General features: G+C 43.7%; 10 protein-coding genes and 1 rRNA gene. 10 read left to right on the forward strand and 1 reads right to left on the reverse strand.

Annotation, left to right across the window (positions count from 1 at the left end):
• Positions 1-285: 285 nt before the first annotated feature.
• A complete protein-coding gene (locus ACLD5M_RS05180) occupies positions 286-1,719 on the reverse strand; it encodes an aminopeptidase C (protein ID WP_375169258.1) in 1,434 nt (477 codons plus the stop codon).
• A 564-nt stretch (positions 1,720-2,283) separates the two neighbouring features.
• Here ACLD5M_RS05180 and ACLD5M_RS05185 point away from each other — a divergent pair.
• From ACLD5M_RS05185 to ACLD5M_RS05230, 10 genes are all read left to right on the forward strand, one after another.
• Entirely contained in the window at positions 2,284-3,267 is a 984-nt protein-coding gene (locus ACLD5M_RS05185; RefSeq protein WP_308583173.1) for an ABC transporter permease, read from the forward strand.
• Positions 3,268-3,291: 24 nt separating this feature from the next.
• Positions 3,292-4,239 carry an ABC transporter permease gene (locus ACLD5M_RS05190; protein WP_004137165.1) on the forward strand — a complete coding sequence of 316 codons (948 nt, stop codon included), beginning with the start codon at positions 3,292-3,294 and terminating at the stop codon, positions 4,237-4,239.
• Positions 4,240-4,260: 21 nt separating this feature from the next.
• Positions 4,261-6,150 (forward strand): ABC transporter ATP-binding protein, encoded by a 1,890-nt coding sequence (locus ACLD5M_RS05195; protein WP_004137166.1) that lies wholly within the window; start codon positions 4,261-4,263, stop codon positions 6,148-6,150.
• A gap of 323 nt (positions 6,151-6,473) precedes the next feature.
• Positions 6,474-8,216, forward strand: coding sequence for an ABC transporter family substrate-binding protein (locus ACLD5M_RS05200; protein ID WP_410314738.1), 1,743 nt, complete (start codon positions 6,474-6,476; stop codon positions 8,214-8,216).
• A 331-nt stretch (positions 8,217-8,547) separates the two neighbouring features.
• A complete protein-coding gene (locus ACLD5M_RS05205) occupies positions 8,548-10,362 on the forward strand; it encodes an ABC transporter ATP-binding protein (RefSeq protein WP_410314739.1) in 1,815 nt (604 codons plus the stop codon).
• A 2-nt stretch (positions 10,363-10,364) separates the two neighbouring features.
• Positions 10,365-12,161: an ABC transporter ATP-binding protein gene (locus ACLD5M_RS05210; protein WP_004137169.1), complete on the forward strand. Its 1,797-nt coding sequence runs from the start codon at positions 10,365-10,367 to the stop codon at positions 12,159-12,161.
• 96 nt (positions 12,162-12,257) lie between these two features.
• Complete coding sequence (locus tag ACLD5M_RS05215) at positions 12,258-13,238, forward strand: TatD family hydrolase (RefSeq protein ID WP_410314740.1); 981 nt, start codon at positions 12,258-12,260, stop codon at positions 13,236-13,238.
• A gap of 173 nt (positions 13,239-13,411) precedes the next feature.
• Entirely contained in the window at positions 13,412-15,991 is a 2,580-nt protein-coding gene (locus ACLD5M_RS05220) for a KUP/HAK/KT family potassium transporter (protein WP_410314741.1), read from the forward strand.
• Positions 15,992-16,052: 61 nt separating this feature from the next.
• Positions 16,053-16,868 (forward strand): HD domain-containing protein, encoded by an 816-nt coding sequence (locus ACLD5M_RS05225; RefSeq protein ID WP_004134326.1) that lies wholly within the window; start codon positions 16,053-16,055, stop codon positions 16,866-16,868.
• Between the two features lie 358 nt (positions 16,869-17,226).
• Positions 17,227-17,350 (forward strand): 16S ribosomal RNA (locus ACLD5M_RS05230); the annotation flags it as partial.

Genomic DNA, 17,350 nt, shown 5'->3' on the forward strand with positions numbered 1-17,350 from the left:
TTTTAGGTGAATCGTTATAAAATAACAAAAAATATAGCAAGTTTTCTTAATAAAAAATATTTTAAGGAAATTTTAAGGAAAAACTCTTTTCTTTGGACGAAAGTTTAGCTATACTAACATATGTTAATGGTTCGCCATTAGCGAGGTTCGTTCGCGAACCCCATAATTGAAACCTTCTTCTCTCTTTCTCTCTGCCCCGGCGGGTTTCCTCCCGCCGGGCTTCTTTTTAATTAAAAAGCGCAGACTGCAAAAAGCAATCTGCGCCTATAAGTTTAAGCACTTAAACTAGCGGCAGCGCTTTGAAAGCGGCTCCCACGGCTCAAGCATTACTGGCTCTTGCTTTAAGATGGCAAGAGTTGCTTCGTCAAGATACTTCTTATTGATGATTACTTCAGTAACGTAGCGGTCGAACCAGTCGGCAGAGCCAACGTAGTAGCCATCTTCGCCTGCATCTTTGCCCCAGCTGTTCTCAATCTTCCAGCGATCCGGGTTGCCATTTTCGTCTAAGTTTACGCCTGTAAATGTCATAGCGTGATTGCCTGGAATATCCATGTATTCCAAACCCTTCGCCTTATCAAATGTAAATTCAATATCGAAGAGTTGGTCAACGCGAACTACTGCAGGATCAAAGAATCCGCTATCTCTCAAGGAGAACTGTGTGCAATCGCAAGCAAACCAAATTGGGTGGCCGTCGCTGAGTTGATCTACAGCTGCCTTTCGGAACACTTCAATAGGAACGTTCACAAATTCCAGCTCATCTGTTTCAGCAACATTGGTGCTGTACTTGAGTTGATAGCGCTTGTTGAAAGGAGTTCGTTTCATAGGTGAGTTGCACAATGTTACGAAGTCGTTTACGTCAACAGGAACATATTTCTTAGCGAATTCAAGTGGAGTAATTCCGTATTCGCGAATCATTGGGCGTTCGTCCTTGCCAGTCTTTGGCTTGTCGTCCTTCTTTTCTTCGCCATCCTTGTTTTCGTTCTTTTTCTCGTCCTTCTTGTCATCGTCATCTTTAGTGCGCGCGAAGAAGTCGAACTTTACTGGCGGCTCGCCGAGTGCAATAGTGGTCATGCGGTAAACGGTTTCCAAATCGCGGACTTTCATTTCGCGCAATTCTTCCAAAGAAGAGCCGTTCTTATAAGCCTCGCGCAATTCGCAAGCAAACTCGCGCAACTTTGTATTGATGTACTGCACAAAGGAGTCGGAGTCAGTTGCATTCTGTGAATCTGGATACGCACTCTTCGGCACAAGACCGTACTTGTTTACCAGGTTGACGAACATTTGCCACCAACCGCCGTCGTCAATCGGACCGTAGTTAATGCTTTCAAAAACTCGACTATCAAGTTCTTCATCCAAAGTGGCCAACACGTTTTCCAAATACGCGTTTGCTTTTTCAATCTTGTCCCAGAAGAACAGGTAGCTTTCTGAAAACTCAAAGTCATCTAAATTCCACTTATGCATTAACTCATATCGCAAAGTGTTAAGGGATGCAAACATCCAGCATCGCCCGGAACGTTTTTGATTTGTAATGCTTCCTTGCTTTAATTCCACAGAGAATTCGCGTGGAAGCGCGCGCTTTCCTTGATAGCTTGTTGCAGCTTTAAGCACGCCATTTGTTACTGCTGCATTTGCCGCTAAAAGATTTGCACGCTGCTCGTTGAAGTGCTTGGAATAATTTTTTACATGTTCCAGAGTTACGGCTTTAACGTTTTCAGCCATGAGTTTACTCAGTCTCCTTTTAGAGTTGATAATACGAATAACAGATATTGTATACTGCACAATGTCTTGCGTGTGTTTCTTGTTTATAGCGATTTCCGGTCTTTGTGCGAATAACCTTAATTATTTTTGTAAAACTAAACTTTTTCCGTTAAATATTCAGTTTTTGTAATTAATTTTTGAATTTATTATATTTGTTGATAATGCGTATTTTGTATGTATAAAAATAATTTTTTGACTCTGTAATACATATTATTTCGTAATTATATATCAAAGAAACGTTGAAATTCTGCGCTTTTGTGTAGGTTGTAATCTGTATAATATAACTTATATATTCTAAATTTTGCTTTTATATACTTAAAAAAGCATTGTGCAAAAATATTTTCTGTTAAGCTCTTTGTACATAGCTTGGCTAAAAATATACTAATTATGTGTCCCGGATTGACGAGGGTCAGTTCAAGCGCGCCCTTTTGAAGGCGAAACGCTAAAGCGGTTATGATGTAGATTTAACGATTTGCAGCATGCCAAATGGAGGTAAACAATGGCTAGGCGTAGAAAAGAGTCACAATGATACGATACATCGTTAAGCGATGCCTGAATTATGTGGTGATGTTGTTTGTTGCCGTATCCATGACGTATTTCTTGGCGAGTGCTTTTATGAGACCGCGTTCGAACTATATGTCTAGGCATCCGCATCCACCTATTGCATCAATCAACCGTTCTTTGGATTTGGCAAATATTAACGACCAGACTCCAGTGTTTACTCGTTATTGCCGTTGGATTTACAACATTTTTACTAAGTGGGATTGGGGATTGAGCCCAGATCAGGCTCCAGTTGGCCCGGCAATTATGTCTCGTATTGGCGCATCTGTTCAGCTTGTTACTGGTGCCACAATTCTTGGTATTGTTTTAGGTGTTAGCGTTGGTGTTTACACTGCTATCCGTCAGTACAAGTGGCAAGATCGAGTTCTTAATTCCACAGCAACCTTCCTGTTGGTTGTTCCTGCAGCAGTTTTGGGTTTGATGGTTGTGCTTGCTGCTATTAGCATTAACCACGCAACAGGCGTGCGACTTTTCTACGTTACTGGTTTGCACTCTTACCAGGGTTCTGACCCGTTCATGTTCCTTCTTGACTTCCTTCAGCATTTGATTTTGCCGACGATTGTTATGACAATTCCTGGCATGGTTGGGTATCATTTAACGCAGCGCACGTATCTTCTCGATACTATGAATGCTGATTACGTTCGTACGGCTCGCGCTAAGGGCTTACCTTTGAATTTGGCTATTCGCCGCCACGCTTTGCGTACTTCTTTGATTCCAACAGCTGTTGACGTCGCCTTCTCTATTGCAGGCGTGTTTACGGGTGCTGTGATTACTGAAACCGTGTTTGCTATTAACGGCCTTGGTAGCTACTTCGTTCAGACCATTATGCAGAACGATATTAACGGTTCTGTTGCTATTGCAGCGTTTGGTGCTGTATGTACATTAGTTGGTGCTCTTCTTGCAGATGTCTTCTCTGCTTGGCTTGACCCACGTATTCGTTTGAACTAGCAGAACAGTGTAGGTGAATTTGATATGAATAAAAAAGATGTATCTTCAGCGCCTCTTGAGTCTGCTGCAGATAAAAAAGCTACTGCTGGTGCCTGGGGCAACTTTAAGCGCACTGGTAAGATGACGCTTTATACGCGTCGATTCTTCCGTCGCCCGTCTGCAGTTGTGGGCTTGGTTATGCTCGTAATTTTGATTCTTTTTGCTTTGTTTGGCTCAAAGATTTCAAAGTGGAGCTACGACGAACCAGACTTTTCTTCTCTTGCAACTCCTCCTTCTGCAGAGCATTGGCTTGGCACTACGCCAGGCGGTTCAGACATGTACGCAATGGTTGTGCGCGGACTTGGCCGTTCACTTTCCATTGGTATTGTCAGCTCTATTACCATTACAGTTATTGCTGCTTTGGTTGGTACTGCTATTTCTTACTTCGAAGGATGGTTCGAGCAGGTTGGTATGTGGCTTTTGGACATGCTGCTGATTGTTCCTTCCTTCCTGCTGATTGCTTTAATCATTAGTGCTTCTAGTGGTGGTAGCGATTGGTTGTGGTTGGCATTTGGCTTAACTGCTTTTGGTTGGATTGGTTACGCTCGTACGCTTCGTACGTTGACTTTGAGCTTGCGCGAACGTGAGTATGTTCGTGCAGCTAAGTTCGAGGGCGTTTCTTCATTCCGCATTATTGTGCGTCACTTGGTTCCAAACTTGGGTTCTGTGTTGATTATTAACACGGTTCTTGGTGTTATTGGTGCGATTAACGGCGAAACTGCTTTGAGCTTCTTGGGTCTTGGTATTAAGGCTCCGGATACTTCTCTTGGTACTTTGCTTAATGCTGGCCAAAGCGTTGTGCAGACTTCTCCGTGGGTGCTTTTGGTGCCGTCTGCAGTGCTTGTTTTGCTAACCTTCTCCGTGCAGCTTATTGGTGACGGTTTGCGTGATGCCATTGATCCATATTCTAGGTCTGTTGGTAAGGCCGACTAACGAGCGTTTGGAGTGATAAACATGACTGATATTGCAAATAACGCTATTAAGGAAGAAACCACGATGGAAGATCAAAACAACGAACCGTTGCTTTCAGTACGCGACTTGCAAGTTAGCTTCGCTTCTGAAGCTGGTACTGTGCATGCTGTGCGCGGAATGAATTTTGATTTGTACCGCGGAAAGACTATTGGTATCGTTGGCGAATCTGGTTCTGGTAAGTCGGTTACGTCCTTGGCTGTTATGGGCTTGCTGGATAAAAACGCTAGCGTTAAAGGCTCTGTAAAGTATAAGGGCGAGGAGCTTCTTACTAAAACTGATCTTGAGATGAGTAAGATTCGTGGCAAGAATATTGCCATGGTTTTCCAGGATCCTCTTTCTGCTTTAACTCCAGTTTTCTCTATTGGTGATCAGCTTAAGGAAGCTTTGGTTATTCATAACCCGGGAATGAGCGAAGAGCAGATTCGCGAGCGTTCTATTGAATTGCTTGATTTGGTTGGTATTACTAAGCCGGCTGAGCGTTTGAAGGCTTTCCCTCACGAGTTTTCTGGTGGTATGCGCCAGCGCGTGATGATTGCTATGGCAATTGCTAACGATCCGGATATTATTATTGCAGACGAGCCTACTACCGCTTTGGATGTGACTATTCAGGCTCAGGTTTTGGAAGTTTTGAAGAAAGCTCAGCGCGAAACTGGCGCTGCAATGATTTTCATTACTCACGATTTGGGCGTAATTGCTGGCGTTGCAGACGAAGTTATTGTTATGTACGCGGGCCATTTGGTTGAGCATAATAGCGTTGAGGAGATTTTTGCTCACCCAACTCAGCCGTACACTATTGGCTTGTTGGGTGCTGTTCCTCGCGTTGATCAAAAGCGCACTCGTCGTTTGACTCCAATTTCTAAGCCGACTATGGATATGCTTATGGCTGAAGAAAATAGCGGCGACGACAGCACAATGATGGGTCTTGAAGCGGAAAGCGAAACTGTTCGCTCGCTGCTTCATGCGGAAACCGAAAAGCCAATTAAGCCAATGTTTGAAGGCATTCCTCGTGAGCAACGAAAAGTTGTTTTGGATGTTAAGAACTTGGTTAAAACATTCCCAATTACTAGCGGCGGCTTCTTGCGCCGTAAGGTTGGCGAAGTTCGCGCGGTTGATGGTGTGAGTATTGAGGTTCGTGAAGGCGAAACTGTGGCCTTGGTTGGCGAGTCTGGTTCTGGTAAGTCCACGACTTTGATGGAGATTATGGGCTTGAAGAAGCCTGAGTCTGGTTCTATTACAGTTTTTGGTACTGAGTTGAACGATAAGTTGACTCGTGAGCAGCGTCGCGAACTTCGTTCTAAGATTCAGTACGTGTTCCAGGACCCAATGAGCTCGCTTGATCCTCGTATGCTTGTTTACGATATTTTGGCTGAGCCTTTGCTTGTGCAAAAGAAGTCGAAGGAAGAAATTCGCCAGCGTATTGCCGAGCTTATGCAATTGGTTGAGTTGAATCCTGATCAAGTTGATCGCTTCCCAACGCAGTTCTCCGGCGGCCAGCGTCAGCGTATTGCTATTGCTCGCGCTTTGGCTGTGAATCCTAAGCTTTTGCTTCTTGATGAGCCTGTTTCGGCTTTGGATGTTTCTATTCAGGCTGGAATTATTAACTTGCTTGAAGACTTGCAAGACAAGTTGGGCGTTGCTTACTTGTTCGTGGCTCATAACATGGCTGTTGTTCGACATATTTCTAGCCGAATTGCTGTTATGTATCACGGTCGAATTGTTGAATCTGGCGAAACGGATGAGGTCTTTGATAATCCAAAGCACCCTTACACTCAGGCTTTGATTAGCGCTGTGCCAATTCCAGATCCTACAATTGAGAAGAACCGTAAGCGTATTATTCTTTCTGAAGAAGATAATTTTGACAACGTTAGGTAATTCATGACTTGTTGATTTTAGTTAATCTTCATCAAACTGAATAAATTACTTAGTCGCGCATGTTTATTACAACATGCGCGATTTTTTATTGTGTAACATAAATTTAAAAAACGTAATATATTTTGTTTTTTAGCCAAAATAAACTAAAAAATTTTCTGTTTTGCACATTATAGATAATAAATTATTCTTTTTTGCCTAATTTTCATAAACTTAAAAAGAAAAAAATCAATATTTTGTGAAAACGATTTGTCGAATGTCATAGAGTTGTATATACTCATACAACATACCGGAAGACGGACATCATCCGGGGAATGAGAGGAATCATGAAAAATACAAATGCAGGTAAACTGACTGTATTTGCCGCAGCTGCACTTTCTGTTGCAATGCTGCTCGGCGCTTGCGGCGGTGCTACTAACAATGCTGGTAAAGCAGGTATGACTGAAGAGCCAGCTGCTGGTGTTGACACTTCTTACACTGGCGCACTTCCAATGCCAGATGTCAACAAGCGTTACGACAATCCACAGTCACGTGACAACGTTAAGGACGGCGGCACTTACACCGTTGCTCTTCCTGTTCTCGGTCCAAACTGGAATTACGCTTCTAACGATGGTAACTCTGGTTACATGGCTACTTTGTGGGGCTTCTACCAGCCAAATCTTATGGCTTACGACACCGTCAAGGGTGAGAAGATCAAGTACAACCCTGACTACATCACTTCCGTTAAGAAGGTTAGCGATAAGCCACTCGTTGTTCAGTACAACTTGAATCCAAAGGCCAAGTGGAACGATGGCACTGATATTGACTACACTGCATTCAAAGCAACTTGGCAGGCTTTGAACGGCAAGAACAAGGATTACTCCGTGCCTAGCACCGAAGGTTACGACTGCATTCAGTCTGTTGAGCAAGGCTCCAGCCCGAAGCAAGTAATCGTTAAGTACGATAAGCCATGCGCAACATGGGAAATGCTTTTTGCTCCACTGGTTCATCCAAAGGCCGGTGACGTTAAGACCTTCAACCAGGGTTGGGTAAACAATCCTCACAACGAGTGGGGTGCAGGTCCATTCCAGATTGAATCCGCAACCGAAAATCAGGTTGTTTTCACCCGCAATCCAAAGTGGTGGGGTAAGAAGGCAAAGCTCGATAAGGTCGTTGTAAAGCGTATGGAAGATACCGCAGCTTTGAACGCCTTCCAGAACGGCGAAATCGATGCTGTAACCGATAGCATTTCTGCTAAGGACGCAATCAAGTCTGCTCGTAGCGTTAAGGGCGCTCAGCTCCGTTACGGCTACAGCACCAAGGTTCGCGTGCTTAACTTCAACGCCAAGTCCAAGCCACTTAACGAGCTTGCAGTTCGTAAGGCTATTGTTCAGGCATTCGACGTTGCTACCTACAACAAGATTCAGTTCCAGGGCATGAACTGGAAGAGCGAGCAGCCAGGTTCTGAGCTTCTCTCCATGTTCCAGGCTGGCTACAAGAACAATCTTCCTGCTGACGGCAAGTACAACACCGAAAACGCTAAGAAGACCCTTGAAGCTGCTGGCTACAAGATGGGCAAGGATGGCTACTACGCCAAGAATGGCAAGACTCTTGAGATTTCCTTCACCTTCTTCGGCGACGATTCTACTCAGGCAGCTCTTGCTAACGCATTCCAGGCCATGATGAAGAAGGCTGGAATTAAGTGCAAGACTGTGAACCAGGCTGTTGCTAAGTTCTCCGAGGTTGTTGCTTCTCACAAGTACCAGGTGCTTCCATTGGCATGGCAGTCCCCATCTCCATTGAGCTTCTTGTCTGCAGCAAGCCAGGTTTACAAGTCTGACAGCGATTCCAACCTCGGTCTCGTTGGCAACAAGAAGATTGATGCTATGCTCAACAAGGTCGGCAAGACCTACGACTACAAGGAACAGACTGAGTATGCAAACAAGGCAGAATCTGCAGCTCTTGCTTTGTACGGCACTCTTCCAGTTTCCGCTCCTCCTATCTACCAGGTGTTCAAGAAGGGCTTTGCTAACAACGGCCCTGCTGGTTATGCAACCACCTACCCAGAGGATATGGGCTGGCAGAAGTAAGTAAATTTGTAGCGATAATTCGCGCAAGTTTACTAAGCTGATTGCTTAACTTATAGCATGTGGCGTGTAGTCTTTGGGCTGCACGCCACATGCTTTTGCGTGCGCTTTGACTGAGCTTGAAATCAACAGGATTTCAAGCTCCTTCAAAGCGTGATTTGGCTCAATTGTGAAGCACGGTGTGCTTCACATGCCAAATCAGCCGAACGGCTATGCCGTGAGGAATAAGCGCTCGCTACGAAACTCGCTCAACACAAAACAAGAGCTGTCGATTAAACTATAAATTTAAGATTAAGTCTCAAAAAACAAAATCAAACAAAGGAGAATCCGGCGCATGTACGTCAACCCAAATAAACGCAAAGACGCGAACAACGTGCGCTGGGTATTGCAATACTGCAAGCCAGACATGTGGAGAGTAGGCGTATCGCTTATACTTTTTACAATTAACGACACAATGGCAATGACAATGCCATTGCTTTCGGGATTTATTGTAGACAAAATCATTATTGGCAAACAGCATAATCTGCTTTTAGGAGTGTGCTTGCTGATGGTTGCAATGATGATTATTCGCGTAGGCTCAAGATATATTTACCAGCTTCAAATGGAAAGATTCGGACAGAATGCCGTGTACCGCCTTGTGAGCGACGAGTACGAGAAGCTTCATTCTCTTGATTTTACATACTTTAATCACACTCGTACGGGCGACATTATGAGCCGTATGACTTCGGATACTGATGCGATTCGCCATATTTTAAGCTGGGTTTCTTATATGGCGCTAGATTGCGTAGTAATGTTCGTGTTAGCGCTAGTTATAATGTTTTCAATCCAATGGCAGCTTGCTTTAGCTCTTATGGCAATTACGCCATTTTTGTTCATGCTTGCAAGAATTATGGGGAAAAAAGCTAGACCGAAATTCCTTGCAATTCGCGAATCTTTTGCGCGCATGAATTCAATGGTTGAAGAAAATATTGAAGGTAACCGTGTTGTAAAAGCTTTTGTGCGCGAGGATTATGAAACCAAAAAATTCGACGAATGTAACGAAGACTACTTTAATCGCAATATTACGCTTGCAAAAAACACGCAAAAATACATGCCGTGGCTTGACGGCATGGGTTTTGTGCTAGAGCTTATAACAGTTGGTTTCGGCGGATGGCTTGTTCTAAATGGAAGTATGACTTTAGGTACATTCGTTACTTTTAATAGTTTCCTTTGGATGCTTCATATGCCAGTTAGAATGACAGGGTGGCTTATTAACGATTGGCAGCGTTTTAATGCGGGCTGCGTTAATATTCGTAAGCTTCTTACGCAAGAATCGCATATTAATCTTCTAAAAGAAGCGGACGCAAGCGTTAAAGTAAAAGGCGAAATCACTTTTGAACATGTTGATTTTGCTTTCCCAGACGATCAAGACTCTCCAATCTTAAAGAATATTGATTTAAGCGTTCCTGCCGGAAGTAAGCTTGGTATTCTTGGTGAAACTGGGTCTGGAAAATCAACTCTTGTAAGCCTTATTGCAAGATTCTACGATCCGACGCGTGGTCGCGTTTTAATTGACGGAAAAGACGTGCGTGAATGGCCTCTGGAAACTGTGCGAAATGAAGTTAGCATAGTAGCTCAGGAAACTTTCCTGTTTTCGGACACGATTGCAGGAAATATTGGCTTCGGTTTGCCTCAAGATAAAGAAAATTGCAAGGAATTAGACGATACAATTCGCAGAATGGCTAGAATCGCAGCGGCTGACGATTTTATTATGAGCATGCCAGAAGGTTACGAAACTGTAGTAGGAGAGCGCGGAGTTGGTCTTTCTGGTGGTCAAAAGCAACGCTTAAGCTTAGCTCGCGCTTTAACAAACAACCCTGCAATCCTAATTATGGATGACACAACTTCAGCTGTAGATATGGAAACAGAAGAACATATTCAGCAGGAGCTAAAGAAACTCGACGGCACGCGCACAGTAATCACTATTGCTCACAGAATTTCATCTGTTAAAGATGCAGACATGATTGTTGTGTTAGATCACGGAAAAATAGTAGAGCGCGGCACTCACGCAGATCTTGTTGCTCAGCATGGAAGGTATTGGGAAATTTATAGGAAGCAGCTTGGGTTACAAAGCGGCAAGTCTGCAGGATTTGAAACGAAGGGGGAGTAGAAATGGCTCAACGAAACACTTATCGCGAAGACGAAGAACAAGAAGAACATGTAAACGTGCACGAGCTTATGCGCGTTAAAAAATACATGAAGCCGTACGCTACTAAACTCCTACTCGTAATTATGGTGGTTATAAGCGGAAGCATAATTATGACAGCAATGCCAATGATTACAAAAATGCTAATCGACGTGGTATTGCCGCAGAAAAGCTACACGTACTTATATGAAATTATTGCGGTTTTTATGCTGCTTATTGTGCTGTACGAGCTAGGCTTAGCATACAGAACGCTTGCAATTACGCGAATTGGACAGATGATAATTAGAGACATGCGACGCGATATTTTTACTCACGTACAATCACTATCTTTTGATTATTTTGATTCGCGCCCGCACGGAAAGATTTTGATTCGCATAGTAAACTACATTAATACTCTTTCGGATACTCTTTCTTCTGGTCTTATTAACGTATTTTCAGACGTTTTTGTGCTGATTATTACATTAATAACAATGTTTGTTATAGATTGGCGAATGGCGCTATGGAGTTTGGCGTTATTCCCAATATTTATAATTTGGACGCGAGTTTTGCAAATTCTGCAACGAAAAGCGTCTAAAAAACTATCGAACAAGCAAAGTAATTTAAACGCGTATTTGCACGAATCAATCGCAGGTGTAAAAACAACACAAACTTTTGCCAGAGAGTCTGCAGCATACGAAACTTTTCAGAATCAGCAAGCAGAAGTAAGAAGCGCATGGATGCGAAATGTTAGAGTACAAATGCTTCTTTGGCCTGGAGCTTCAATTATTGAAACCGCTGCAATAGCGCTTTTGTACTATGTTGGTATAACAAACCTTGGCGCAATGAATGTGAGCACGGGTACGCTTATAGCATTCGTTTGGTACTCGACTACTTTCTGGGATCCAGTAGTAAATATTGGTAATTTTTACACGCAGCTCGTAACATGCTCAGTATATTTGGAGCGAATTTTTGAAACTCTAAGAATTAAGCCAAATATTGTAGACAAGCCGGAGGCTCAAGAATTGCCGCAAATTAGCGGCAAAATTGATGTAAACGATGTTGTGTTCCGTTACGAAGAAGACGGAAGGCCAATTTTGAACCTGGTTGATTTGCACGTTTCGCCTGGGCAAACCGTTGCTCTAGTAGGTCCGACTGGTGCTGGAAAAACTACTCTCGTAAGTCTCCTTTCTAGATTCTACGACGTTTCAGAAGGTTCGATTACTATAGACGGCCACGATGTGCGCTCAGTAACCTTAGCGTCGCTTAGAAAACAAATGGGAGTAATGCTACAAGATAGCTTTATTTTTAGCGGAACAGTGCGTGAAAACATTCGATACGGGAAACTAGACGCAACTGACGAAGAAATTGAGTCTGCTGCTCGCGCTGTTCACGCGCACGAGTTTATTAGTGAAATGGATAAAGGTTACGACACTGAAATTGAAGAGCGAGGGGCCACGCTTTCGGCGGGCCAAAGGCAGCTTATTTCTTTTGCGCGCGTACTTTTGGCAGACCCTCGCATTTTGATCCTCGACGAAGCAACCAGCAATATTGATACGCGTACAGAAGAAGCTCTACAAGCAGGATTGGCTCAGTTGCTTAAAAATCGTACGTCTTTTGTAATCGCACACAGGCTTTCTACTATTGAAAATGCTGATTTGATTTGCGTAATAGACCATGGTGAAATTGTTGAGCGCGGCACGCATGAGGAACTTATGGAAGAAAAAGGATCTTACTATCGTCTTGTTAAATCTCAATACGACGCAATTCGCAAAACAATTTTGTAAGCATACAAAGTATTTGTAGAAAAGTATTTGTAGAAAATAGCTGGCAGAAAAATCGCTGGCAAAAATACTGTTTTATTTGCGAGTAGACTTAAAAATATGAGTAAACATCATCGCGAGCATAATTGGGCGCCTGAATTAACCGAAGAATCTAAAGTATGGGAAAATCTAATAAAAAACGGCGTAACAATTGCGGACGACCACACGCATATGCTTAGCGTCGTCGATTTTGCGCATAATCTTAACCAAGAATTAGCAGAAAAAGGCCGCGAACTCATTAACGAGCCGACTGCAGACGACTTAGTTACTCAAGCAAAATCCGCTGGAGTTTCCAACATGCTAGAAGTAGGCTGCGAATACCCAGACTGGGAGCCAACGATTTCCTTTGCTGAATCACACGCGGATTGCGTTCGCGCAGCAATTGCAATACACCCAAACGAAGCCGTTTTGCACGGACACAGGGGAGCGCAAGGCCCAGACGGATTGCCAATAGTTTATAAGCCGTATCACGATATTCCATTCGACGAAGCTATGCAACATTTGCGTTCGCTTGTAATTGCGAATCCAAAAGAAGTTGTTGCAATAGGCGAAACCGGTTTGGATTATTTTCGTACGGGAGAGTCTGCGAGACTTGCCCAAAGAGAAGCTTTTCGCGATCATATTGCGCTCTCAAAAGAGCTGAATCTTCCATTGCAAATTCACGATCGTGACGCGCACGAAGACGTAGTAAAAGTTTTATTACAAGACGGGGCGCCTGAACGAACAGTGTTTCATAGCTACGCAGGCGGCGAAGATTTAGCCCAAATACTAAAAGAACACGGCTGGTACGCAAGTTTTTCCGGAACTTTGAGTTACAAAGGAAACGAAGATTTGCGTAAGTCTGCCAAGATTATTGGCGAAAGCCGCATAACTGTAGAAACAGATGCGCCGTATTTAACGCCAATGCCTTACAGAGGACGGCCAAACGCGCCTTATATGGTTCCGTATACTTTGCAAGCGCTCGCTAATGTACTCGATATTTCGCTTGAGAAGGCGGCTAAAGTAACTAGAGAAAATACGAAGAAAATTTACGGATTTTAAGCAAAAAGCCAATCTTAATAATCCTTATTTTTCAACGATTTCTAAAGATTTTTTGCACTATATAGCTATTGTTGTATACAATATCCAAGTACGGAAATAAAACTGTGAAGGGCAAGGTGACTGCATCTTCTTGTGGCATCAAGAAGAGCCTTACCTAGGAGGAACAATTAAGCATGACGAAGTCACGCACTACTGTGCCGTCACAAGATGGCACAAAGGATCCTCGCAACGGCGCGAAAGATTCCGAGAAGAGTCCGAAGACTACTAAGAGTTCGAAGGATGCTATATTACGAGCTGCGTCTTTTACAAAGGCACCAAAGGTGTCTCAAAAAACAACAACTCGTGAAGAGCGAAAAGTAATAGCGCAACAGCAGGCTCAGGAAGTTAAGGAAGCAGAAAAGCTTGTTGCCAGCGCTGTTAGAGGTCCTTTAGGCAGATGGTGGGCAAAGCTGCAAACAAGCTCTGACCGCTTTACCTTGGGCATGGCTATTGTGGCTCTTGGTGTTGTTTATGGCGATATTGGTACATCGCCTTTGTATACTGCTCAAACTTTTTTGGCCGGTCAAGGCGGATTGCAAAATATTAATCGCGAAACCGTATTCGGCATGCTTTCGCTCTTATTCTGGTCAATTACGTTGATTACAACCGTCAAATACGTATTCGTTGCAATGCGAACCGACAACAAAGGCGAAGGTGGCATTTTTGCACTGTACTCACTTTTGCGCAAAAAAGGTGCGTGGCTTGCAATACCGGCAATGATTGGCGGAGCTGCATTTTTGGCAGATTCTGTGCTAACTCCTGCAGTTTCTATTTCTTCCGCAGTAGAAGGTTTGCGCACTATTGCAGCGTTTAAACCAATATTCTTAGAAAACGAGAATTTGTCGATGATGATTACGGTTGTTATCATCGTCATACTGTTTTCTGTTCAGCAGCGCGGAACTGAGCGTATTGGTAAAGTATTTGGCATAGTAGTTATGCTTTGGTTTGCTTTCCTTGCGCTAGTTGGAGTTATGAATATTGGCCAAGATTGGACTATTTTTGAAGCTCTTAACCCAATTTATGGTGTGGAATTCCTGTTCAGCTCGCACAACGTGCAGGGCCTGGCAGTTATGGGCGTAATCTTCCTTTCTACTACTGGTGCGGAAGCGTTGTATTCAGATATGGGCCATGTTGGTCGAGGAAACGTATACGCAACGTGGCCGTTTATTAAAGTTGCTCTGCTGCTTAATTACTTTGGGCAGGGCGCGTGGATGCTGCAACATCAGAACGATAAATCATTGTGGTCTGTTGAAGGATTAAATCCATTCTTCCAAATGCTCGAACCTAATGTTCGATATATTGCAGTTATTCTTTCTGTAACGGCTGGCATTATTGCTTCTCAGGCTTTGATTACTGGCGCATACACTATGGTTTCTGAAGCTACTAGCCTTAATTGGATGCCGCATTTGCAAGTTCGTTACCCTGCACGCACTCGTGGACAGCTTTATATTCCTGTAGTGAATGTTGTGCTTTGCGTTGCGACTATTACAGTGCTCGCTGTTTTCCGCGATTCTGAACATATTTCTGGCGCGTACGGCTTGGCATTAACGCTTACAATGCTCGCAACAACCATTTTGCTTACGGTGCATATGTGGTATCAAAAGAAGCGTTTTGCGGCTCTTGGTTTTGCTGTAATCTTCCTAATGATTGAGCTCATGTTCTTCATTGCCTCCATGGCAAAGTTTATGCACGGTGGCTGGTTCACTATGCTTCTTGGAGCTTCGATTTTGACAATCATGGTTACTTGGAAAGACGGTACCAAGATTGAGCGTTCGCAGCGATTGCATATGAAGCCTAAAGACTTCCTGCCTGTGCTCGATAAATTGCATGGTGATTTTAGAATTCCGTATTTTGCCGACAATATTGTTTACTTGACTTCTGATCGCGAAATGAAGCGACTTGATACTGGAATTTTCTTCTCCATTTTTGCTGACCATCCTAAGCGAGCTAGAGCTTGGTGGGCTGTATCTGTGGAAACTGACGACGCTCCGTTTACGCGCGAGTATTGCGTTGAAAATTTTGGTACGGATTATTTGTTCCGTGTAAAAATAAAATTAGGTTTTAAAGTTTCGCCATCTATACCTGCATATTTGCACCAAATTATGCACGATTTGTCGCATACTGGCGAACTTCCTCGTCAAAAATCTGTGTATCCAAAGGTTGATGCGGATCCAGATATTGGTCCAATCCGTTACGTTCTGCTGCATAAGGCTTTAATGCCGGAGTCTAATATTTCTGTGCGTGGCGCATTGTCGCTAAAAATGAAGTATGCGATTCGCCATATTGCTGGAACTCCAGTTAAGTGGTTCGGCTTGGCGCCTTATAATCCTGTGGTCGAAGTGCAGCCGCTGTTTGTTTCTACGCGCAGACCTCCGCGCTTGAGTCGTGAAGATTGTTCGCAGCGCGCAGTGCAATCGTTGCAAGGTGCTTCGGCTGTGGAAACTGCCACGCAGGCTGAGTCTGATATTCGTCCTACGGATGCGGAGCAGACTGCAGTTATGAACGCTCGTGATATTGCTGCAGCTAATGTTCTGTTTGCAGATGAAAAACTTGCGAACACTGGAAACATTAGTCCTGTGCCGCTTAAAGCTCAGGCAAAGGCATCTAACGCGAATTTTAGTGGTGATAAAACTAATCTTGACGCTGCTAACGTAACTCATGCCGTTGTGCAGGCTGTAAAAGATGCAGAGCGTGCGGAAAATAAAGAATCTTGAATAAAGAATCTTGAATAAAGAATTGTAAATACATGATTGTGAATACAGAATCGTGAATAAAATGCGTAACAATTCAGAAGAAACGCTACAGTGCGATGCAGTAAAAATTGCCGATTTGCCTGATTTTAGCCAGGTAGAGCAATTGCATCGCACTACTGCGCCTTCTGAATCTGCGTACAACCTTATTCACGGTCATTGTGTGGTAATCGCCACAATCTCTTGGCAAATTGCGCATCATTGCAATATGTTGCTTGAGTCTAAAGCAAAGTGTTCGCCTTCTATTTTGGAGCGTTCTAAACTCGCGCAATCTTGTATTAAAAAACTTATTGGGAATAATTATTCTGATCTTCCGCCTATTAAAGGTGGGCGCGCGCCAAAGCAACCTATTGATGAGTACGCTGCTTTTATTGGTGGAATGTTGCACGATATTGGCACGTATTTTGTGCTGAAGAAAGATGGATCCGCAAATTTTGATGGCGAATTGAGTTTTGACGGCCCGAATTATATTTTGCACGGATTGCGTGGCTACAACTATTTGCTTAAATGTGGTTTTAGCGAGGAAGCTGCCCAGTTTGCGCGCAATCATACTGGAGTTGGATTGACTCGCGAGCAGGTTGCCATGCAAAACCTGCCGCTTCCTGCGGACGACTATAAGCCGCAAACTGTTGAACAAGAAATTGTTATGGTTGCGGATAAATACAATAGCAAGTCTATTCCGCCTCGTTTTTTGACTGTTGAAGAGTATCGTCGCAAAGCTGCGCGATTTGGGGAAGAAAATGCTTGCCGCTGGTTGCAGTTGGTTGATCAGTATGGTGAGCCGAATATTGCTGCTTTGGCGAATTTCTTTAACGAACGTATTTTTAGTTACTTTTTCTAGTTTTTCGACACTCCGGGGGATGCTAGTATTTCCAACGTTTTTGTGGCTGATTCGTGGGGTGGATTTGCTTTTGAGTGTGGTTTGGTGTAAGTTTATCTCTTGCTGCTCAGCGCGGCTGGTTCTTCTCCTTCGGGGTTGATTGAGCCGACTGGTGTGGTGGTGGTTTGAGAACTCAAGAGCGTGTCTGTACTACTTATTAGTTAATTATTGCCAGTTCATTATCAGCCTTGCAGGTTGCAGGGTGCCTGAGAGATGGTTAAATGGTGGTGAGGTTTTTTGTTGGGATGTTCTTTCCTTAAAGAATGTCTCGTCTTTTTCTTTTATATTGGAGCCTTATGTTGGCTCTTCATTGAAGTTTTTCGTGGAGGGTTCGATTCTGGCTCAGGATGAACGCTGGCGGCGTGCTTAACACATGCAAGTCGAACGGGATCTAGTCAGCTTGCTGACTGGTGAGAGTGGCGAACGGGTGAGTAATGCGTGAC

The organism is Gardnerella sp. Marseille-Q9185, assembly GCF_046508745.1.
GTDB classification, from domain to species: domain Bacteria; phylum Actinomycetota; class Actinomycetes; order Actinomycetales; family Bifidobacteriaceae; genus Bifidobacterium; species Bifidobacterium greenwoodii.

Excerpts from the sequence above, each read along its gene's own strand:
- ACLD5M_RS05180 (WP_375169258.1), bottom strand. The coding sequence starts at position 1,719 with ATGGCTGAAAACGTTAAAGCCGTAACTCTGGAACATGTAAAAAATTAT.
- ACLD5M_RS05185 (WP_308583173.1), top strand. The coding sequence starts at position 2,284 with ATGATACGATACATCGTTAAGCGATGCCTGAATTATGTGGTGATGTTG.
- ACLD5M_RS05190 (WP_004137165.1), top strand. The coding sequence starts at position 3,292 with ATGAATAAAAAAGATGTATCTTCAGCGCCTCTTGAGTCTGCTGCAGAT.
- ACLD5M_RS05195 (WP_004137166.1), top strand. The coding sequence starts at position 4,261 with ATGACTGATATTGCAAATAACGCTATTAAGGAAGAAACCACGATGGAA.
- ACLD5M_RS05200 (WP_410314738.1), top strand. The coding sequence starts at position 6,474 with ATGAAAAATACAAATGCAGGTAAACTGACTGTATTTGCCGCAGCTGCA.
- ACLD5M_RS05205 (WP_410314739.1), top strand. The coding sequence starts at position 8,548 with ATGTACGTCAACCCAAATAAACGCAAAGACGCGAACAACGTGCGCTGG.
- ACLD5M_RS05210 (WP_004137169.1), top strand. The coding sequence starts at position 10,365 with ATGGCTCAACGAAACACTTATCGCGAAGACGAAGAACAAGAAGAACAT.
- ACLD5M_RS05215 (WP_410314740.1), top strand. The coding sequence starts at position 12,258 with ATGAGTAAACATCATCGCGAGCATAATTGGGCGCCTGAATTAACCGAA.
- ACLD5M_RS05220 (WP_410314741.1), top strand. The coding sequence starts at position 13,412 with ATGACGAAGTCACGCACTACTGTGCCGTCACAAGATGGCACAAAGGAT.
- ACLD5M_RS05225 (WP_004134326.1), top strand. The coding sequence starts at position 16,053 with ATGCGTAACAATTCAGAAGAAACGCTACAGTGCGATGCAGTAAAAATT.